The sequence below is a fragment of the Bacillus sp. NMCC46 genome, assembly GCF_002998465.1.
Lineage (GTDB): Bacteria > Bacillota > Bacilli > Bacillales > Bacillaceae > Bacillus.
This window is the reverse complement of record NZ_PVQZ01000001.1, coordinates 898,364-919,125: the sequence shown is the minus strand read 5'-3', so window position 1 is coordinate 919,125 and position 20,762 is coordinate 898,364. Positions and strand designations below refer to the sequence as shown.

The 20,762-nt window shown below is 41.5% G+C and carries 19 protein-coding genes and 1 pseudogene; 10 read left to right on the top strand and 10 right to left on the bottom strand.

Annotated features, from left to right (window positions below; genetic code table 11):
- Nucleotides 1–91 precede the first annotated feature (91 nt).
- Nucleotides 92–1,141 carry a M42 family metallopeptidase gene (locus C6Y01_RS04690; protein ID WP_034663552.1) on the top strand — a complete coding sequence of 350 codons (1,050 nt, stop codon included), beginning with the start codon at nt 92–94 and terminating at the stop codon, nt 1,139–1,141.
- A gap of 33 nt (nt 1,142–1,174) precedes the next feature.
- Here C6Y01_RS04690 and gltT read toward each other — a convergent pair whose 3' ends face one another.
- Entirely contained in the window at nt 1,175–2,464 is a 1,290-nt protein-coding gene (gene gltT / locus C6Y01_RS04685) for a glutamate/proton symporter GltT (protein WP_034663550.1), read from the bottom strand.
- Nucleotides 2,465–2,803: 339 nt separating this feature from the next.
- On the bottom strand, nt 2,804–2,941 hold the full coding sequence (gene yhfH / locus C6Y01_RS04680; protein WP_008359029.1) for a protein YhfH: 138 nt from the start codon (nt 2,939–2,941) through the stop codon (nt 2,804–2,806).
- Nucleotides 2,942–3,097: 156 nt separating this feature from the next.
- Here yhfH and C6Y01_RS04675 point away from each other — a divergent pair, with 156 nt between their 5' ends.
- From C6Y01_RS04675 to C6Y01_RS04665, 3 genes are all read left to right on the top strand, one after another.
- On the top strand, nt 3,098–3,841 hold the full coding sequence (locus C6Y01_RS04675) for an MBL fold metallo-hydrolase (protein WP_189318686.1): 744 nt from the start codon (nt 3,098–3,100) through the stop codon (nt 3,839–3,841).
- 2 nt (nt 3,842–3,843) lie between these two features.
- Entirely contained in the window at nt 3,844–4,833 is a 990-nt protein-coding gene (lplA, locus tag C6Y01_RS04670) for a lipoate--protein ligase (protein ID WP_095284979.1), read from the top strand.
- 171 nt (nt 4,834–5,004) lie between these two features.
- Nucleotides 5,005–6,558 (top strand): fatty acid--CoA ligase family protein, encoded by a 1,554-nt coding sequence (locus tag C6Y01_RS04665; RefSeq protein ID WP_095284980.1) that lies wholly within the window; start codon nt 5,005–5,007, stop codon nt 6,556–6,558.
- A 118-nt stretch (nt 6,559–6,676) separates the two neighbouring features.
- Here C6Y01_RS04665 and C6Y01_RS04660 read toward each other — a convergent pair whose 3' ends face one another.
- Complete coding sequence (locus C6Y01_RS04660) at nt 6,677–7,084, bottom strand: YhfM domain-containing protein (RefSeq protein WP_095284981.1); 408 nt, start codon at nt 7,082–7,084, stop codon at nt 6,677–6,679.
- Between the two features lie 177 nt (nt 7,085–7,261).
- Between C6Y01_RS04660 and C6Y01_RS04655 the strand changes: the two genes are divergently transcribed.
- Nucleotides 7,262–8,545 carry a M48 family metallopeptidase gene (locus tag C6Y01_RS04655; RefSeq protein WP_034663538.1) on the top strand — a complete coding sequence of 428 codons (1,284 nt, stop codon included), beginning with the start codon at nt 7,262–7,264 and terminating at the stop codon, nt 8,543–8,545.
- Between the two features lie 45 nt (nt 8,546–8,590).
- Here the strand turns inward: C6Y01_RS04655 and C6Y01_RS04650 are convergent, their stop codons facing one another.
- From C6Y01_RS04650 to C6Y01_RS04635, 5 genes and pseudogenes are all read right to left on the bottom strand, one after another.
- On the bottom strand, nt 8,591–9,736 hold the full coding sequence (locus tag C6Y01_RS04650; protein ID WP_034663897.1) for a serine alkaline protease SapB: 1,146 nt from the start codon (nt 9,734–9,736) through the stop codon (nt 8,591–8,593).
- A gap of 385 nt (nt 9,737–10,121) precedes the next feature.
- Nucleotides 10,122–10,706: a histidine phosphatase family protein gene (locus C6Y01_RS04645; RefSeq protein ID WP_106037879.1), complete on the bottom strand. Its 585-nt coding sequence runs from the start codon at nt 10,704–10,706 to the stop codon at nt 10,122–10,124.
- A 61-nt stretch (nt 10,707–10,767) separates the two neighbouring features.
- A complete protein-coding gene (locus C6Y01_RS19360) occupies nt 10,768–11,283 on the bottom strand; it encodes a methyl-accepting chemotaxis protein (protein WP_407707228.1) in 516 nt (171 codons plus the stop codon).
- 240 nt (nt 11,284–11,523) lie between these two features.
- A pseudogene (locus tag C6Y01_RS19355) lies at nt 11,524–12,063 on the bottom strand (protoglobin family protein); the annotation flags it as partial.
- Between the two features lie 91 nt (nt 12,064–12,154).
- The gene (locus C6Y01_RS04635) at nt 12,155–13,687 is read right to left on the bottom strand and encodes an FAD-dependent oxidoreductase (RefSeq protein ID WP_095284984.1); all 1,533 of its coding nucleotides are present in this window, start codon (nt 13,685–13,687) and stop codon (nt 12,155–12,157) included.
- A gap of 145 nt (nt 13,688–13,832) precedes the next feature.
- Between C6Y01_RS04635 and C6Y01_RS04630 the strand changes: the two genes are divergently transcribed.
- Nucleotides 13,833–14,693 (top strand): SDR family oxidoreductase, encoded by an 861-nt coding sequence (locus C6Y01_RS04630; protein WP_095284985.1) that lies wholly within the window; start codon nt 13,833–13,835, stop codon nt 14,691–14,693.
- A gap of 56 nt (nt 14,694–14,749) precedes the next feature.
- Here C6Y01_RS04630 and C6Y01_RS04625 read toward each other — a convergent pair whose 3' ends face one another.
- Nucleotides 14,750–14,986 carry an IDEAL domain-containing protein gene (locus C6Y01_RS04625; RefSeq protein WP_008348804.1) on the bottom strand — a complete coding sequence of 79 codons (237 nt, stop codon included), beginning with the start codon at nt 14,984–14,986 and terminating at the stop codon, nt 14,750–14,752.
- Between the two features lie 289 nt (nt 14,987–15,275).
- Here C6Y01_RS04625 and C6Y01_RS04620 point away from each other — a divergent pair, with 289 nt between their 5' ends.
- The 3 genes from C6Y01_RS04620 (at nt 15,276) to C6Y01_RS04610 (ending at nt 17,966) form a co-directional block, all read left to right on the top strand.
- Nucleotides 15,276–15,854, top strand: a complete 579-nt coding sequence (locus tag C6Y01_RS04620; RefSeq protein WP_095284986.1) for a competence protein ComK — start codon at nt 15,276–15,278, stop codon at nt 15,852–15,854.
- A 168-nt stretch (nt 15,855–16,022) separates the two neighbouring features.
- Nucleotides 16,023–17,129, top strand: a complete 1,107-nt coding sequence (locus tag C6Y01_RS04615) for a D-TA family PLP-dependent enzyme (protein ID WP_106037878.1) — start codon at nt 16,023–16,025, stop codon at nt 17,127–17,129.
- A 354-nt stretch (nt 17,130–17,483) separates the two neighbouring features.
- Nucleotides 17,484–17,966, top strand: a complete 483-nt coding sequence (locus tag C6Y01_RS04610) for a hypothetical protein (RefSeq protein WP_060595940.1) — start codon at nt 17,484–17,486, stop codon at nt 17,964–17,966.
- 32 nt (nt 17,967–17,998) lie between these two features.
- On the opposite strand, the gene pdxR is transcribed toward C6Y01_RS04610, so the two are convergent.
- The gene (gene pdxR, locus C6Y01_RS04605) at nt 17,999–19,438 is read right to left on the bottom strand and encodes a MocR-like pyridoxine biosynthesis transcription factor PdxR (protein WP_034663517.1); all 1,440 of its coding nucleotides are present in this window, start codon (nt 19,436–19,438) and stop codon (nt 17,999–18,001) included.
- A 180-nt stretch (nt 19,439–19,618) separates the two neighbouring features.
- Here pdxR and C6Y01_RS04600 point away from each other — a divergent pair, with 180 nt between their 5' ends.
- Complete coding sequence (locus C6Y01_RS04600; RefSeq protein ID WP_317615136.1) at nt 19,619–20,755, top strand: MFS transporter; 1,137 nt, start codon at nt 19,619–19,621, stop codon at nt 20,753–20,755.
- Nucleotides 20,756–20,762: the final 7 nt, after the last annotated feature.

The following is a 20,762-nucleotide window of genomic DNA, read 5'->3' as shown; positions in this document are numbered from 1 at the left end:
ATCTTGAACCCGAAGCGATATATTTTAAGAAGAGATGCTATAAAAGGCATACATGGAAGGAATTGCTTTCAGACAAAGGAGGAAATGCCGAATGACAACTGAAGTAAACGAAACCGTTCAGCTGATTCAAAAGCTCGTATCGATCCCAAGTCCGTCAGGGAATACAGAAAAGGTGATTGGCTTTGTTGAACGCTTTTTACAGGATGTAAATATTGAGACAAAACGAAATCGAAAGGGCGGCTTAATTGCCACTATTAAAGGAACCGATGATAAGGAACACCGCATGCTGACAGCACATGTCGATACGCTTGGTGCGATGGTAAAGGAGATTAAATCAAATGGACGGCTTCGTCTTGCACTCATTGGAGGCTTTCAGTATAACTCAATCGAAGGTGAATACTGTGAAATTGAAACCGCTTCAGGCCATACATACACAGGAACCATTCTCATGCATCAAACGTCAGTTCATGTCTATGCGGATGCGGGAAAAGCAAAACGAAACCAAGAGAATATGGAGATCCGACTCGATGAAAAGGTGCAAAATGCAGACGATGTCAAAGCACTTGGCATTCAAGTAGGGGACTTTATCTCATTTGATCCTAGAGTGGAAGTGACGTCTTCAGGTTTTATTAAATCAAGACACCTTGATGACAAGGCAAGTGTGGCGCTCTTGCTGCGACTCATCCACCGCATTCAAAAGGAAAACATCACATTGCCGCATACGACGCACTTCTTAATTTCCAATAATGAAGAGATTGGCTACGGTGGAAATTCCAATATTCCAGAAGAAACGGTGGAATACCTCGCTGTCGATATGGGAGCTATCGGCGATGGTCAATCAACAGATGAATACAGTGTGTCTATTTGTGTGAAGGACTCAAGCGGTCCTTATCATTATGGATTACGCAAGCATTTAGCCGCATTAGCAGAGGAGAACAATATTGATTACCGTCTAGATATTTACCCTTATTACGGCTCTGATGCATCAGCAGCCATTAGAGCAGGGTATGATATCATTCATGGACTGATTGGTCCTGGCATAGATTCCTCGCATGCATTTGAACGAACACATGAAGATTCTCTCGTCCATACAGCGAATCTCCTTTATCACTATGTTCAATCAGAATTAATCACGGCATAAAAAAAGAACCCCGATAGATGGGGTTCTTTTTCGTTAGCTTGAAAGCTGTGTCGGTTCAGGTACTTCTTGTCCAGTCATCACGCGATGTCCTTTTTCAGGGTCATATTGTCCTTCCCATTTAGACATCACAACAGCTGCAAGTGCATTTCCTGTTAAGTTAACAACTGTTCGCGCCATATCCATGATACGATCCACACCTGCAATAAATGCAAGACCTTCAGCAGGTACACCGATCGTTCCTAATGTTGCGAGTAATACAACAAAGGAAGTGCCAGGAACGGCAGCCATTCCTTTAGATGTCACCATCAGTACAAGAACAAGTGTGAGCTGCTGGACGATCGTGAGGTCAATGCCATATACCTGTGCAAGGAAAAGCGCAGCAATAGCTTGATACAGTACGGAGCCGTCTAGGTTAAACGTATAACCGATTGGGATAACGAAAGAAACAATTCCCTTCGGACATCCAATGCGCTCCATTTTATCCATGACTCTTGGTAAAACTGTTTCAGAGCTGGATGTACTAAAGGCAAGAAGCATTTCGTCTTTCATGTAAGCAAGAAATCTGAAAATATTGACGCCAATCATCTTTCCAATAATTCCGAATACAACGATAAGGAAGAGAGCGAGCGCAAAATAAACAAGACCTACAAGCTTACCTAATGAAATAAGAGATTCAAGACCAAATTTTGATACAGTCACACCAATGAGTGCGAAGACACCAAATGGTGCAGCTTTCATCACAACATTGACGACATGGAACATGGCGTGTGATACACCTTCGAAGAAGGCGAGCACTGGTTTGCCGCGTTCACCAATGGCTGAAACGCCAAGAGCAAATAACACAGTGAAGAAAATAATTGCAAGCAAATCACCTTCCGCCAATGATTGGAAGAAGTTCGTTGGAACGATATGAAGGAACGTATCAGCAACTGATTTGCTGCTTTGCTCTTTTTCCGTTTCAACATACTGGCTAATATCTTGTTTTTCCGTATTTCCAAAGTCAACGCCTGCACCAGGTTGAACAAAGTTTGCAAGCGCAAGACCAAGAATAATCGCAAATGTTGTGATAATTTCAAAATAAAGAATAGTCCTAAAACCAAGTTTCCCTACTTTTTTACCATCACCGGCACCTGCAACACCTAAAATTAAGCTAGATACGACAATTGGTATAACAATCATCTTAATGAGTCTTAAGAAGAAGTCTCCAATTGGTTTTAAATAAGTCTCAACGCCTGGGTTACCGAAAAAGATTGCCCCAACAACGACACCGAGAATAAGACCGATTAGGATTTGTGTAGCTAATCCAAATTTTAATTTTTTCATAGATTTCCTCCCTAACATATTCATTAAAGGAATATTCCCATCATATTAAGTTTTAATATATGAATTAAAGTATAACTAAAATTAAAGAGGCTCGTCCACGATTAAATTATATTAAGAAAATACAAAATTGTTTGAAAAAATGAACATTTAGAACCTCCTTTATTGATTCAAGTCAATAAAAAGTGTCTTCAGAACTAAAACTCATCATATAAAAATACTAAAAAACCCTTTTATGACAAGGGTTTTACCTTTTTACCTATTTTTCAGAAAAAATAAAAAGCACTTTTGACTCCAACTGACGATGGAGGAAAAAAGTGCTTTTTATTTCAATTTTTTACCTTATTTAAGATAACTTACTTGTGAGCATTCCTCACATTCATTACCGTAACACTCGTGTTGTTCCATTAAATCATTTCCACATTTTGTGCATTTCTTTGAGGGCAAATTTCTAAAAAACTCAGTGATTTTTCCTAGCATTTGTCATCCTCCAATACGTTTTGTTGCTATTATTGTATTATAACAGATTGATAATTGTCAATCTGTTTTGTAACAATAGGCAAGAAGAATGCTTTTTTCATGAAAAATGGGTATATTGTAAGAAGGGGATTTTTAGAAAAGGAGGGGAAAATGACGATGAAATTAACTGTCATTGGATGCTACGGAGGGTTTCCGGCCGCTGGTGAAGCGACGTCAGGGTACCTTTTTGAATCAGATGGCTTTCGTCTGCTTGTAGACTGCGGGAGCGGTGTTCTTTCCAAACTGCAGCAATACATTGATATAGAAGAACTAGATGCTGTTTTCCTTTCTCATTATCACCACGATCATATTGCGGATATCGGACCTCTCCAATATGCGAAGCTAGTGGGATATCATTTAGGAAAAAGCAGCGGTCCGCTTCCGATCTATGGACATACGGGTGATCAAAAAGCATTTGGGCGACTTGCGGATGATGTACATACTAAGGCAGAGGCTTATCAGCCAGAAGAGGGTATTCAAATTGGTCCATTTCAAATTGATTTTTTGAGAACGGTTCATCCGGCAGAATGCTATGCTATGAGAATTCAGGCAGGGGATGCTGTGGTGGTGTATACAGCAGACTCAAGTTATCAGGACGCATTTATCCCATTTAGCAAGGATGCAGATCTACTGATTGCTGAAAGCAATTTTTATGCTGGACAGGACGGATCGAGTGCAGGACATATGAACAGTACAGAGGCGGGCAAGCTTGCAAAGGAAGCAAATGTTGGGGAACTCATCATCACCCATCTGCCCCATTTTGGCCGTCATAAAGACCTAGTCAATGAAGCACAGGCGTTATATACTGGCAATATACAGCTTGCCCATTCAGGGCTTAGATGGAACAAGGAAGGAAGATAGAGATGCTGTTTATCGATAACGAACAACATTATGATCCAATGATTAATTTGGCAATAGAAGAGTATTGCTTAAAATATTTAGATCCTGATGAAACGTATTTGCTGTTTTACATCAATCAGCCGTCGATTATTATTGGAAAGAACCAAAATACAATAGAAGAAATCAATACGAAGTATGTAGAAGACAACGGCATCAAAGTTGTCCGCCGCCTGTCTGGTGGTGGCGCAGTTTATCATGACAAAGGAAACTTAAACTTCAGCTTTATCACAAAAGACGATGGGGACAGCTTCCATAACTTCAAAAAGTTCACCGAGCCAGTCATCAAAGCGCTTGAAAAGCTTGGTGTCAAAGCGGAATTAAGCGGGAGAAATGACATCATGGCAGATGGGCGAAAAATTTCTGGAAATGCCCAGTTCGCTACAAGAGGACGTATTTTCAGCCATGGCACGCTGCTATTTGATTCAGAAATCGAACATGTCGTTTCGGCTTTAAATGTGAAAAAAGAAAAGATTGAATCAAAAGGCATTAAATCCATTAGAAGCAGGGTTGCCAATATTAGTGAATTGATGGATCAAAAGATGACAACAGAAGAATTTAGAAAAATTCTTCTAAGTTACATTTTCGATACGAATGGGGATGTCCCTCAATATCAGTTGACTGAGAAGGATTGGGAAAAGATTCACGAGATTTCTCGGGATCGATATCAAAAATGGGAATGGAACTACGGCCGTTCACCGAAATTTAATTTACAGCATTCTAAAAGATTCCCAGCCGGCTCCATTGATCTTCGATTAGAAGTGAAAAAAGGCATCATCCAAGACTGCAAAATCTTTGGTGATTTCTTTGGTGTAGGGGATATTGCTGATATTGAAAAAAGACTCATTGGGGAGCAATATGATCGCAAAACGATCAGCGGCGTATTAGAAGATATGGATATGCGCCACTACTTCGGCAACGTATCAAAAGAGGATTTTCTTGATTTGATTTATTAAAAGGGACAAGCACGGCTAGAGATAGCGGTGCTTTTTTGATTGAAAGAAATGAAAGCGATTCACATTTGATCTTGTGGATTTTTTCGATTGTCTATTATAATAGAAAGGAGGAATGTTTGGCCATAAAATGAATGGCTATTCATTCATTGATGACATGTAAGGGGTGGGAGAATGGATTTGATCAAAAATCTAGAGCAGACGGCGATGACGAAAGGAGAAAATATCGCATTGATCTTTGAAGGAAATAAGTGGACCTATCGAGAGCTGATGACAAGTATCGAGCGATTTGCAGATGGAATAGTCAACGAAGGGTTTCAAGCTGGGGATCATATCGCGCTTATTTTAGGAAATTCACCGCATTTTGTCATTTCTTTTTTTGGTGCCTTAAAGGCAGGACTTGTCGTAGTACCAGTCAATCCAACATACACACCTAGTGAAATTGGCTATATGCTGATTACAGGTGATGTAAAAGGGATTGTTGCCCCTGAACAGCTACTGCCAGTGTACGAGCAGGTGTACGAACAGCTTCCGTCTATTGAACGAGTGATTATTTGTGCAGAAAATGAATCTGCATGCAGATCAAGTTTTAAGGAAGTATCTGATCGTCTTGTCTTCTTTGGAAAGCTTGTGTCTGGTCATGCGAAAGAGAACGTGCATCCTTCTATTCATCAGGACGATACGGCAGTTATTCTATTTACATCTGGCACGACAGGAAAACCAAAGGGTGCGATGCTGACTCATTTCAACCTTTATTCAAATGCCAGAGACGTCGCTGAGTACCTATCCATTGATGAAAAGGACAAGGTCATTGCCGCTTTGCCGATGTTCCACGTATTTTGTTTAACGGTTTGTATGAATGCACCATTGATTCATGGCGCGACCATTTATGTCATGCCGCATTTCAGCCCATCGGAGCTTTTGCGTATGATGGAAAAAGAGAAGCCAACGTTATTTGTTGGTGTTCCGACTATGTATAACTATTTGTACCGCCAGGAAGGGCACGAGGAAGCGATGTCCTCAGTGAGGATTTGTATATCTGGCGGTGCCTCAATGCCTGTTGCCTTACTTCACGGTTTTGAGAAAAAATTTGGTGTCACGGTGCTGGAGGGCTACGGATTATCAGAGGCTTCCCCAGTAACTGCATTCAATCCTCTTGATGGAAAAAGAAAACCCGGTTCAGTTGGGACCGACATTATGAATGTGAAGAATAAGATCGTGAATGAACTGGGAGAAGAAGTCGGTCCAAATGAAGTCGGAGAGCTGACAGCAAAAGGACCAAACATTATGAAAGGCTACTATCAAATGCCAGAAGATACTGAAGCTGCACTAAGAGGCGGCTGGCTGTATACCGGTGATTTAGCGAGAAGAGATGAAGAAGGATACATTTATATTGTCGACCGGAAAAAGGATATGATTCTCGTTGGCGGGTATAATGTTTATCCAAGAGAAGTAGAAGAAGTGCTTTATCAACATGAAGCTGTAGCAGAAGCCGTCGTCATCGGTGTGCCAGATCCGAACACCGGAGAAGCTGTCGTCTGTTACATTTCCCCTAAGAAACATGCTCACATCGATCAAGAAGACATCATCACACATTGTTCACGCTTTTTAGCGAAATATAAGCAGCCCCAAACGATCCATTTCATAGATGATATTCCAAAGAACACAACAGGTAAAATTTTAAGAAGAGCACTAAAGGAAAAGTATCAAGCAGAGGAAAGTAAATAAAAAAAGGGAGTCTCTTATGAGGAGGCTCCCTCAGCATGTAGACAAACCCTCGCATTCAGGTCTGAAAAGGTTTTCTATCGCGCTGAAAAGAAGACAAAGGGCTAAAATAAAGATCATTTTAGCCCTTTTGAATCGCTTCTTTTAACTGTTTCTGAAAAGAATTAGACTGTTTTTGATTCAGTTCATAATACGTGCCATCTACTAAAAAAACGACCTGTGAACGGCTCGTCCAGAGCTGAAAGGTGGTGCCGTTTGTTCGGCCGTACATCACCTTGGCGATATAATCTGGTTCCTTTAAATTTTTCTTAAGATGATTGCTTGTTTGTTTGCCTTTGTTTAATTCTTCTATTAAATCTTCTGCTGTGTCCTTATCATCTATTTCATAAGATATGGACTCGTTTACAGGTGAAAGCAGCAATTTTTCTGCTCGATTCTCATCAAAGATTTCGCTCGTCCGGCTGAACACATAAAAGAAGGTAATGAGTAAAAGTCCAAAGATCACAACTCCTGCAAGGATTTTCTTCATTTTAATCCTCCAACTCTCTGTTTTATATGTAGCATCTCCGATTTTCGAGTAGCATAATCATTTTTTTCGCGAAAGCTTTTTCAGATGGGGCATGCTATGATGGAGCCACATGAGACAGGTTCTAAACAAAAAAATGGTTGATTAGAATAGAGAGAGGGATGGAAAGGAGGCTGACCAGTGCGAGTACGTAAATGGGTAGCTCTTGCAACGGTAGCTTACATATTGTACGGTCTTTTTATTTATTCTTATTTGTTTCTATTTGGGGATTCATCGGTTCCTGAAAGTGTAAAAGGAACAAGTGCAGATCCGCATACCTTTATGACAAGCCATGAACTTGTCATCAGCGAGAATTTCTCGAACATACGTAATCTGCTGTATTTCATGACAATTCCATTAGATTGGTATGTTTTTTTTCTTCTGCTCATTTCAGGGTTTTCACGAAAAATAGCAGACTGGAGCCTGGCAGCAGCTCGTTTCACATTTTTAAGCAAACTTGTATATGTGTTTGTGTTGTCGCTTTTGACAATGCTGATTTCATTGCCCATTAAGTGGATTGGCTATCAGCTGTCTTTGCACTACGGAGTATCTGCTCAAAGTACGGCAAGCTGGTTTAAAGATCAAATACTGGATTTCTGGATTCAATATCCACTTCTTGCCCTATGTGCTATTGTATTCTTTTGGCTCATTCAAAAAAGAAGAAAGCGTTGGTGGCTGTATGCTTGGTGTTTGACAGTCCCCTTCACGCTATTTCTCTTCTTTATACAGCCGGTCGTCATTGATCCGTTATATAACAATTTTTATCCACTAAAGGATCAAGCTCTTGAGAACAAGATCTTAACGCTTGCAGACAAAGCACATATCCCGGCAGATCATGTATATGAGGTCAATATGTCTGAGAAAACGAATACAATGAATGCTTATGTCACAGGGATTGGTGAAAATAAGCGTATTGTGTTATGGGATACGACACTGCAAAAGCTGAAAGATCGCGAAATTTTATTTATTATGGCACATGAAATGGGACATTACGTCATGAAGCATGTCTATATAGGATTAGCAGGATATCTAGTGCTGTCACTTGCCGGATTTTTTGCGATCGACCGTCTCTATTTTTATTTTTATCAAAAGGGAGCAGTTCCATTTCGGCTGAGGGTGTCAAACGACATCGCTGCTCTTCCGCTTCTTCTCATTATCGTATCGATGCTGTCATTTGCAGCTTCACCTTTTACAAATGCAGTTTCAAGACATCAAGAACGAGCAGCTGACGAATATGCGGTAAACCTGACAAAAGACGGAGAGGCAGGGGTGACGTCTTTTCAAAAGCTTGCAAAATCAGGGCTGTCTCAGGTGAATCCACCGCTTTTAGTGAAGGTCTTCCGCTATGGACACCCAACCATGATGGAGAGAATCATGGAGATGGAAAATGCAGCGGAAAAAGAGGAAACGTCGAGGAAGCAATAAACAAATAAAATCCGGCTGGATCAGCCGGATTTTTTTCGCGCTTGTTTAGTTAGAAGCCGCTTGAGCGTTGATTAACCCTTTGCCGTAATAGAAGGAGTTACCAAGCGGTGTTGCCGTGTTTTCTAAGCGCTGGCGAACCTGTGAATTTGATAGGTTCGGATTTTTAGAAAGAATAAGCGCTGCTGCTCCTGCTACATGAGGAGACGCCATAGAAGTTCCAGTATAAGATGTGTATCCACTGCTTGGTACTGTACTTAAAATAGAAGTACCAGGTGCAGAAACATCTAATTCAGGACCTGCGCTGGAAGACGAGTTTCTGACATTGCTGCTGTTTACATTGGCAACGGCAATTGTAGAATCATATTTTGCTGGATAGCCAACTGTACTTGTAGAGCCAGTGGAACCTGAATTACCTGCGGCCGCCACAACAACGACTCCGCGGTTATTTGCTGTATCAACGGCATTTTTAAGCGCTGTTGAACCGTTTGGTCCACCTAAGCTCATATTGATGACATCCATGTTATTGGCTACAGCCCATTCAATACCGCTAATGATCCAGCTGTATTGTCCGTCGCCATTGCGGTCTAATACTTTAACAGCATATAGGGAAGCACTTGGAGCGACCCCAAGAACACCAATTGTGTTATCAAGGGCAGCAATGGTTCCGGCTACGTGAGTTCCATGTGATTGAAAGTCTTGGGTGGCATTTGGCTCTGAAGGGACGAAGCTGGCACCGCCTGCAACATTTAAGTCAGGATGTGCAGCGTGGATTCCAGTATCAAGGACAGCTACTTTGACATTAGCACCTTTATAACCTTGAGCGTGTACAGCTGGAGCTTTGATTTGAGGGATTCCATAAGGGACGGTTTGTGCATATGCTTCTGCTTTGTGGTCTTCTTCTACGTAAGCAATGCTAGGGTCATGTTCAAGTTTTTTTGCGGCTTGTTCGGACATCTTTACTTGTGCGGCATTAATAAGACGATATTGCTTTTCTAGTTTTCCGCCATTTTGAGTGACGGCTTGTTTCTTAGAGCTGTTTGTGGTGGCAGAGGCTTTAAAGCCAACAATATAGCTCTTTTCACTAGCTGACTTTGAGACCGTCTCGGCATTTGCCATGGAGCCTCCAAACCCTGCTGAAAACAGAAGAGGGACAGCCAATAAAACACTTGTCATCACATTTTTCTTTTTCACGCACAATCCACATCCCTTTTTTCTTATTTCAGAATAATCATTCGTAGTCTATAAGAATGATTCGTTTGATTATTCTGTATATTCAGTTTAAGGGAAGTAGGCAAATAAGAGTAGACCCGAATTTTTGTGAAAGTCCTAGCGGAAATTGGGGAATTAAGTCACTTGGAAACGTTGGGAAAATATGTTTGTTCTGCTGTTTCAGCGGTTATCTATTAAAAAGGAAGTGTGCTTTTTTTCTTATGATCCATTTTCGGACAAATATTCGATACCCGAAAAGCCTTAAAATAGGTAGAAACGTCTAGCATCTATTTCGAATTTCGATATAAAAAAATATTATTTTTTTGTTTTTGTCATTTAAAAAGAACCTGTTACAATAACAGGTTCTTTAAGAAGGGGAGGATTGAGTTAAATGGCTGACCACGTTGTAATCAAGGACCTTCCATTCACCATCTTTCCATTCCACATAATTTAAGCAAGCATTGACAAGTCTCGAGTTCTCTAGACCCAGATGTTCATCCGCTAAGGTGGTAAGTAAAGCATGGATAGCAGCGCCGTGTGCCACGATCAGGACTTGTTGATTTGGATAGGCTGCTCTGACTTTCTCAATGCCTTCTACCATTCGATCTTGAATCGCCTCAAGCGGCTCCATGTTTGGATACTGTTTATCTGGAAACAGCTTTTGGCGCTCCTCAAACGACATGCCTTCAGCGTCACCATAATCACGTTCAATGAAATCATCCATGATGACAAGAGGCGCATCTACATGTTTTAAAATCAAGTGAGCCGTTTCTTTTGCCCTTGTGAGTGGACTGGAAATGACAACATCCCAATGGGCATTCTTTAAGTAAAGTCCCGTTTGTTCAGCCTGCCATTTACCAGTGTCGTTTAAAGGGATATCTGTTCGCCCTTGAATTCGTTTCGCTGCATTCCAATCTGTTTCCCCGTGTCTGACTAGGCAAATTGTTGTCAAGCAAATCCCGCCTTTTCTATCTTTTCTTCTATTATACTAAAGCAGAAGAAAAAAGACTGGATCAGCGATTTGTGAGACTTGTTAAGGATTCGACTGAGCTGGCAACTTGGGACACCGTTTGTTTGACTTCCTTCAATTCGTTAAGGAAGGTTTGAAGGTCGATTTCAATTTTTCCATTTTGGTTTTTACTTAAGTTCATGCTGCTGACGATATCATCGAAGAGCGAATTGATTTGAGTCATTTTTTCTTTACTGTCTGTCACGAGTAAATTCACGTCCCCAATGTGCTGAGACACAATGGAGATTTGTGAATTGGTATTGTTGACGAGTTCAGACACGGTTGAAACCGTTTTCTTTGTGTCCTCTGACAATTTACGAACCTCGTTTGCGACGACAGCAAAGCCTTTACCATGTTCACCAGCTCGTGCAGATTCGATTGAGGCATTTAAAGATAACAAATTCGTCTGCTCTGCAATGCCTGTGACAATCCCAAAGATTTGTTCAATCTGTTTGGCGATTTCTTCTAAACGCTTAATTTCTGTTTCAATCTTTGTCATGCTGCCATCAATTTGGTTCATTTGTGTTTGTTGAATTTCTAATTCTTTTTTACCGCCGATCGATTTTTCCTCGACCTGTGCTGAAATTTGCGTTCCAGCTTGCGACATGTCCGCCATCTCATCAGATTTTGATACAAGCTTGTCCACTGCATTTGTTGTGTTTGAGAAGAGAGAAGCAAGCGAATTTGATGTTTCTGTGATTTTTGTATGAAGCTCCTGCTGCTGCTGTTCTGCTTCATCACGAATTTTAGAATATTCATTTTGGAATGTATCCAGGACAAGCTGCTGCTCTAAATTTAAGATTTTCGTCGTCGCTTTGACTGCTGTCTGATATTCTTTGAAATCTTGGATATGCTGAGCAAATAAATCCATAATCGATAGCAGAAGATCCTGGAATGCTGCCATATACCATTTAGGCTGGAGGCCAATCCGTAAATGAACTTGCGCAATTTTAATTCGTTTTGCCACATAGGCTTCATCAACCACACCTGCAAACATTTCACTAATATGAATGCGGAGTGTTTTTTTCAAACGTTCGACAGAACTATTATCTTGAATGATATGCATCAAGGAAGATTCGACTTCTAAATTTTTATAAAATTTATCAACGATATGTGCAATATCCTCCTGAACAATTGGATTGAGCTGTTTTAGAATAAAGAGGTCATGCTGCGTCAGGTCTATCATTTTGATTTGTTTCGCGATATCCGTATTGTTTAAAAAGTTGATTCGTTTTATTCCATCATCCTGCTGTGTGAAAAAAGCAGTGTTTTTTCTTTTCGTCTCTTTTTTAAATAACAATGTTTTGGTCCCCCCATAATCATCACAAATTATCAGACTTTATATTATTTATCGGATAATATTGGATTTTTTAAAGGGAATCAGTAAAATTTTACTGTTCTTTATAAGACCTTTTTAGTGGTTTCTTTGCTGGGCCTTCTACTACCTCTCCAGTAATGGAAAAACGTGAGCCGTGACACGGGCAATCCCAAGTGCGGTCGCTATTATTCCAAGCGACTTCACAGCCTAGGTGAGTACACGTTGTATCCACAAGAAAGATATTCCCGTCCTCTGATTTAAAGGCGCCGCATTTTTTATGTTCGTAAGATACAATGCCGCCTTCGCCTGGCTTTAAATCATCAATTGTTTGATCGGTTCGTTTTAATTTACCACTGATCAGCTTGGCAGCGACATTGCTGTTTTCTTTAATAAAATCTTTGACGAAAGAGTCAGAAACAGGTCTTGATGGCGTAAAAATCGATTCGTATGGATTCGATTTTCCCTCAATTAAATCACTGATAAGAGTGGCTGCGACATGGCTTGTCGTCATGCCCCATTTTCTAAAACCGGTCGCAACGAAGATATTTTGGTGGTGTTTGGTCAGGCGGCCAATGTAAGGGATTTGATCCATTGTGACCATATCGTGTGTCGACCAGCGATACAGCACCTCTTCAATTCCAAGGGTGGCGTCTCCAAACCTTTCTAATCCTTCATAGTGAGCAGATTCATCCCCGCCTTGTCCAGTTTTATGGCCTTCTCCTCCGATGAGAACCACTTCCTCACCATGCCATTCTGCGGTTCTTAAAGAATGAGCAGGCTGGTCGATTCCTAAATACATCCCGTCTGGGAGCGGCTTCGTTGTTTTGGCTGCTACCACATAAGATTGCTCTGGGTGAATTCGCGTGAAATAAAGTCCTTTCCCATCATAAAAAGGAAAGTGCGAACAGGAAATGATATAGCGTCCTGTCAGGTGATGGCCGTCTTTTGTGACGACAGCAGGGCGGTTTCCTTCTTTCACGTCAACAGCGGTAGTCTGTTCAAAAATACGTACACCTCGCTCTAGGAGCTGGTCGATTAGTGCATTTAGATAATGAAGGGGATGAAACTGTGCCTGCTGCGTCATTGCTAGGGCAGCTTTGATGTCAGCATCAAAAGGAAGCGCTGTTTTCCATTCTCGGTCAATTCCAAGCTGTTTGTAGGCATCTAATTCCTTCTTTAACTTTTTTACACCGCTTTCTTCCTTTGTATAAAGGTAAGCATCTTTTATCTCTAGCTGACAATCGATGTCGTACTCTTTGACACGAGTTTGAATCAGCTCTTTTGCTTTCTCGTTTGCTTCTACATACAATCGAGCTTTGGGCATGCCAATTTGCTGAATCAGCTCATGGTAGTACATATCGTGCTGTGAGGTAATCTTAGCTGTCGTATGTCCGGTCGTACCTTGCAGCAGTTGATCGGCATCAATGAGGATGACATCCAGCCCGCGCTCTGTCATTTCAAACGCAGTAGCGATACCGGTAATACCGCCGCCAACAATGATGACATCTGCTGTGAGATCCTCATGTACAGCAGGAAAAGAATGCTTCTGACTTTCTGCTATCCATAACGATTTTGCCTGTTCCGATCCTTTATGTTCTTGTTTCATGTTGTCGCCTCCAGTTAGTGACTTGTTGTGTATAATTTTTCCACAATAATGAAAATCATACATTTGAAAGGAAACAAGTTCGACATACATAAAAAAATAACCAACACATAAAAATAAACAAGATAAAAGGAAGGAGTGGACAGACGTGTCAACAAAGCAGCCGAAGAAAACATTGCCGCCTCAGCATCAAAATGAACGTCCAGGTCTGGAATATAAAATGAACCCTAGACCTGTTTTTGATCGAGAGGTGCCGGATAAAAAGTTAGCAGGGAAAACAGCCATTGTGACAGGTGGAGACAGCGGGATCGGAAGAGCAGTCTCGGTCTTATTTGCGAAGGAAGGAGCCAATGTCGCCATTGTTTACTTGAGTGAACACCGCGATGCAGAGGAAACGAAGGACTATATTGAAAAGGCGGGAGGCCGCGCCATTTTAATTGCAGGTGATTTAGGAGATGAGGCGTTTTCAAACGAGGTCGTCAAAAAAACGAAGGATGCTTTCGGTTCCATCGATATTTTGGTGAACAACGCCGGGGAACAGCATCCGCAAAAAAGCATTGAACAGATTACCTCGCATCAGCTTCTTCGAACATTTCAAACGAATATTTTTGCCATGTTTTATTTAACAAAAGCGGTTCTTCCTCATTTAAAGAAAGGAAGCAGTATCATTAATACCACATCTGTTACAGCCTATAAAGGGCATGAAACCTTGATCGACTATTCATCTACAAAAGGGGCAGTCGTGACATTTACGAGATCATTATCTTTATCGCTCATTAAACAGGGGATTAGAGTGAATGGGGTAGCCCCAGGGCCTATTTGGACACCGCTCATTCCATCGACCTTTACGGAAAATGAAGTCTCAGAATTTGGCGGAGATGTTCCAATGGAACGTCCTGGTGAGCCAGTAGAGCTTGCGCCGAGCTATTTATTTTTAGCGAGCGAAGACTCCTCTTATATGAATGGACAAATCCTGCATGTAAATGGCGGAACCATTTTAAATGGATAAACAAAAAACTTGCGGTAAAGAGACGAGTTGCTGTCTCTTTGCCGCAAGTAAAATCATCATGATTGATGTAAGCAGTGTTCTGCATATTGAGCTGACAGGTCGTTGAATCGCTTTTCATCACGCTGATCCAGTGCCTTATCAATCTCTTCTCTAAGGAAGGTTAAGCGCTGTTTATAAAGCGCCTCATCTAAAACCATTTGAATATAGATGTCTAAAATAGTGACGCCGTTTTCTTCGGTTTTTTGGGTGTTGCGGGACTTCATGAGCTCAGCATACGTTTTTTTCTCTTTCATAAAGAATCCCCCCGATGCCTTTTTTATAGTATATGGATTGGCGGAGAAAAAATCAACAAGAATTTATAATTTTTAGACAATTTATTTTTGAGCGAAATCGACATCTCTTGTCCGATCGACAGGATGTGATATATCATTAAAAAAGGCTTTTCGATAGATCGAATGGACTAAAAAATACGATAAAAAGATGATTTTTAATAAATTTTGAAAAAATCCTGTCGTTTCTTATATGTTGGTGATAGATTAATAGTATCTAAAATAACCAAAAATTAACACAGGAGGAAATGAAGTGTCAGGAATTAGTGAAACACCTTTAGATTCATACGTCATTAATCAAACAACAATGGCGGTCCTTCCGGTTGAAGAAGGAAAAAGAGTATATTCAAAAGTCATAGAAAGAGAGACAAGCTTTTACGTTGAATTAAAGCCCCTGCAAATTATTGAACGGAGCTGCAGATTCTTCGGCTCAAGCTATGCGGGCAGAAAAGCGGGAACATATGAAGTAATAGGAATTTCTCACAAGCCTCCAATTGTGATTGACTCATCCAATCATCTGTATTTCTTCCCAACCTATTCATCCAACCGTCCTCAGTGCGGCTGGATCTCCCACAAATACATTCATACCTTCCAGGAATCATCCCTCGGAGACACGGTGGTCATCTTTACAAATGAGCAAACCGTCAAACTCGATGTCTCATATAAATCATTTGAGAGTCAGGTGCACAGAACAGCGTATCTCCGAACGAAATTTCAAGATCGCCTTGATGGAGGTCTTCCTAAAAAACAAGAATTTATGCTGTATCCAAAGGAACAACAGCTCAACCTTGTATACGATTTTATATTAAGGGAGCTTCGGAACAGATATTAACTAAAACCAGCGGCAGGACAGCCGCTGGACTCCTTATGAAGCGAGGGTTTAGCATATCGTCTTTCTTTCTCGAAGAAAAAAACATTGATAATTATATAAAAAATTATATAATTTAACTATAACGTATAAAATTTTATATAACGAGCAGCAGTGAAAGGGGATATGATGATGACTTATGATGAACTAGATACACCGGCGCTATTAATTGATAAACGGGTAATGATGGAGAATCTAGCTGCTATGCAGCAATATGCGGATCGTCAGCAAGTCAAACTGCGTCCTCATACGAAAACACATAAAACACCTAGTCTTGCGAAGGTGCAGGAGGAGATGGGCGCATCTGGCTTAACTGTAGCGAAAGTAGGAGAAGCGGAAGTAATGGCGGCGCATGGGCTGACAGATATCTTTATCGCCAATCAAATTGTAGGCGAGACAAAGCTCAAGCGAATTCGAAAGCTGGCAGAGTCGATACAAATTTCATTTGGAATAGATTGTGTAGAGCATGTGCATCAAATTGAACATGTCTTTCGTGGAGCAGAGAAAAAAGCGGAGGTTCTAATTGAGATAGAAGTTGGAGAAGAAAGATCTGGTGTCATTGAAGAGAGTGATTTCCGTCAAATCTTGCAGGCGATTCAAACATGTGACTTCGTTCATTTAAAGGGGATTTTTTCTCATGATGGACATACATATAAGGCGGAAAGTAAAGCGCATTGTCAGACATTATACGAAGACGCTGTGAATCGCACGCTTCAGTTTACACAGATTGCGAAAGAAGCAGGCATGCTGCTAGAGGTGGTGAGCATTGGATCAACACCGCCGTTCTTATTTCAATTTGATATTCCAAAGGGAGTCACCGAAATCAGACCAGGCACTTACATCTTCATGGATGCCTCTCAATCCAATGTGATCGGCACTTTTTCACATTGTGCGGCAGCTGTGCTGACGACGGTGATCAGTAAGCCAACAAAGGCTCGTGTCATTACAGATGTTGGAGCCAAAGGGCTCACGGCTCAAACCCGTACAAAAGGGCTGACGAAAACAAAAGGACTAGGCAAAGTAAAAGACTATGATGATGTATTTGTTTCAAGTGTATTTGATGAGCATGCCATCATCTATCACGAAGGCTTCCGTCAGACTGTCCAGATCGGTGAGAAGGTGCAAATCATTCCAAATCATATTTGTCCCGCTGTCAATCTCCATGAAAAAGCATATCTCATTCAGGATGGTGAAGTAGTCGAAGAGCTTGAGATTGCTTGTAAAGGTAAACTTCAATAAATCAACAGGATGTATAATTTAAGACTTGGAAAATACAAGGCGACTTCGTTTGGCATCATCATGATGACACGAACGAAGTATTTCTTTTCATTAGAAAATATCCACCATGAACTTATTGAAACCAAATCCATATATCCAGTCGTCTATTAAGTGTATCGGTAGACTGTCAACCAAATGACAGGAAAATGTGGATCCTTAGACGTATTTTCATCCATTTACTCATAAATCGCAGAAGTGACACGAGCCGTCTGTTACAATAAAAGAAATCATTTCTTGCAAAGTGTTCGTATGTGGTAAAGGATACTCCTATTTTGACCGATATGAACGAATGGGAATAAGAAATGGAGGCTCTGTATGAAAAAACAATCGCAATTGATGCTGCTATTCACATTGACAGTGACATTACTAGCAGCCTGTCAGCAAGCAGGTCAATCGCCTTCAAAACAAGACACAAAAGAAGCTGCGTATGAACAATGGGTTCAGCGTTATATGGATGAGTTAAATGAAGCTTATGAAAACATGACCGACCAATTTATTTCAGATGGACATGGAAAGATCCAAGTAAATAAAAAATTGAAAAAAGCGACGAAAGCCTTTGATCGTGTGATTCAAAAGGGGCTTGCTCATCAAGAAGTTCCAGCCGCTTATCAAAAGGCGGATCAACAATTAAAGACAGGTCTTCATTCATTTGAAAAAGGAATCGGTCAGGTGGAGCAGCTATTAAAGCACCCAGGTCAAGAAAAGCTGTTTATTTCCGCTACCCATCATCTGCAAGATGGATTGCAGCAGACAGCTGCATTTATTGAAGAAGTAGGCCGCATTCAGCAATCAACGTAAAAAAGCTTGGAAGGCGGACTTCCAGGCTTTTTTTACATATAAAGTATTTGCTTTAAGCGGCGGACACCCTCTTGAATCATGTTTTCGTCCGTACAGGCGAAGCCTAGCAGTAATCCCTTTCGATTGCTCTCAAAACAATAAGGACTTAATGGATAAATGCCAACGCCCGCTGCTTTGGCTGCTTCAATACTGCCTTTTTCGTCAAAGTCTGGCGCTCCTTCTAAAAAGACATGAAGACCCGTATCGGTTCCATAGATATGAAAGTGCTTGTCAAAGTGTTGTGTCAAAAGGGCATCCATCATGGCAGCCTGTCTTTTTTTATACAGCTGTCTCATTCGCCTGACATATCGCGTGAATTCTCCTTCTCTGAAAAAAGAAGCGAGCGTGATCTGTTCCATAATGGGCAGCTGTCTTTGAATGAGTGATTGCAGGGAAGCGATTTCTTTTATGACCGCTTTGGAGCCGATAATGGCAGCAAGGCGGATGCCGGGTGTCAGCACCTTGGAGAAGCTTAAGATGTAAATCACATGGTCGGGTGCTTCTGAAAATAATGAAGGAAGCGGTCCGCCATGATAACGATAATCTCCATCAAAATCATCCTCTAGTATATAAGACTGATGGCTGACAGCAAATTTCAGCAGCTGCTGCCTTCTGTTGACACTCATACATACACCGGTTGGACGCTGATGGGAGGGCGTCACCGCAATCAGCTTTGTTTGCCGTGGCACTGTATTCACCATGATTCCTTCTTCATCGACGGGTGCGGGATAAATGTTCATTTCACGATACATAAATGAAAGCCTTGCCCCAGGAAAGCCTGGATCTTCAACAGCTACTGTATCGCCTTTTTTAAGCAATACCTGTGAAATCAAATCAATGGCTTGCTGCGTGCCACCTGTTAACACCATTTGATTTTCTTCTACATCGATTCCGCGTTCTACAGATAAGTATTGGCGTATTTCTGAACGTACTTCCCATAATCCGTGCGGGGAGGAATAGCCCCAATCTTTCATATCTAATCGCTGTAATGCTTTCGTGAGCGACCGTTTCCATATATTTTGAAAATGTTCATCGATGGCTGGCTCCTGATGTCGAAAATCAATATCGAGTTTCTCATGAAATTGATTGGCCGACAGCCAGTGGTCCATTTGTTTCTCCGCCTCTTGAAAGTGTGGTCTTACAGGAAGAGGGAAAGGCGGCTCACTTTGATGGGGAGTGGAGGCTGCATAGTGGTCACTCGAAATGACCTTTGTACCGCCTCTTCTAGATGTGCTGACATATCCTCTTGCCAGCAGTTCATCATAGGCAAGCTGTATAGTTGATCTTGATACATTGAGCTCCTGTGCTAATACCCGTGTTGGTGTTAACTGATCGTCAGGATTCAGTTTTTGTGAATGAATTTGTTGAATGATTCCAGTCACGATTTGCTGCCAGAGCGGGGTTGTACTTGAGCGGTCTAAATAAATATACATCGGACACCTTCTCTCATTGTCACATATAACTTGATGATGACACGGAATTATGGAGTGGTCAATAGCATCATTTTTGGATATAGGAAGTAACCCAAAAGGTGTGTACACTGTTCTCATATGCTTATGACATAGAGGAGAGAGTCAAATGATCCCTGCTTCTAAAGAAGAAACAGCACACCTATCCATCATTCCATTTATATTCGTTTTATTTGGTCTTTTTATGATTACGACCGCAGTGAATCTGCAAGTGCCCCTTTATACGTTGTATGCCGAGAACAAGCAGGGTACGGAAAGGCGGCTACAGCACTTGTATTTGCTGCATATGTCTTCGGACTGATTCCAGTCTTGCTTTTTCTTGGCGGCATATCTGATCGGGCTGGACGCAAACCGGTTTTATTGGTCGCGCTAAGCTTTTCGTTATGTGCTACCCTATTGATGATCGTGCACCCTACCATACAAATGCTCTTTGCAGCCCGGCTGCTGCAAGGGGTGGGGCTTGGTCTGAGTGTTGGCACATGCACCGCTTATTTGATTGCTTTATATCCAGAAAAATCAAGCTGGATTCCAACTTTTATTGCGTTATGCAGTTCGGTTGGCTTTGGGGGCGGTGCTCTTTTTACGGCACTGCTTTCTTTTCAGCGTATGTCGCTTGCGCCTCTTAGCTATTGGATTGTGCTGGGCCTTTTAATCCTAACCATCGTGGGTGTCTTCTTTTTCGTTCCGCCTGTACAAGGAGATTCAGGTAAACCGATGATGAACATGCCAACATTTCCAAAAGGAACAATGCCGGCGAATGCAGCGATTGCCATCGCGTGGTCGGTGTGCGGCCTCGTCATTTCGGTTTTGCCAGCACAGCTTAAATTGAATGGATATGAATTATGGGTAGGGCCGGCACTCTTTTTGATTAATATGGCAGGTGTCCTGATGCAGCCTTTTGTTCGCAAGATGAATAGCACAGTAGCGCTCTTTGCCGGGTTTATCTGTCTTCCATGCGGATACGGCCTTTTGCTATTTGGAGCAAATAGCGGGTCCATCCTTCTTGTGCTTGCCGGAACGATGCTTGCGGGTACTGCCTGCTATGGATTTACTTATTTAGGTGGTCTTCAGCTTATTGTCGAACGGGGGAAAAAGGAGTCAGCTAGAGCCGTTGCAGGGTTTTACTTGTTTGCCTATTTAGGTCTGGGTATTCCGAGTGTTTTTATCGGTCTTTTTGCTGATCTGTACGGGACCCAGATGGTGTTAACCGTCTTTTTCTTGGTCGTTTTGGCTGCTTGTCTCATCCTTTTGATCTCAAGTGTCAGACAGAAACAAAAGTGAGGAGTCC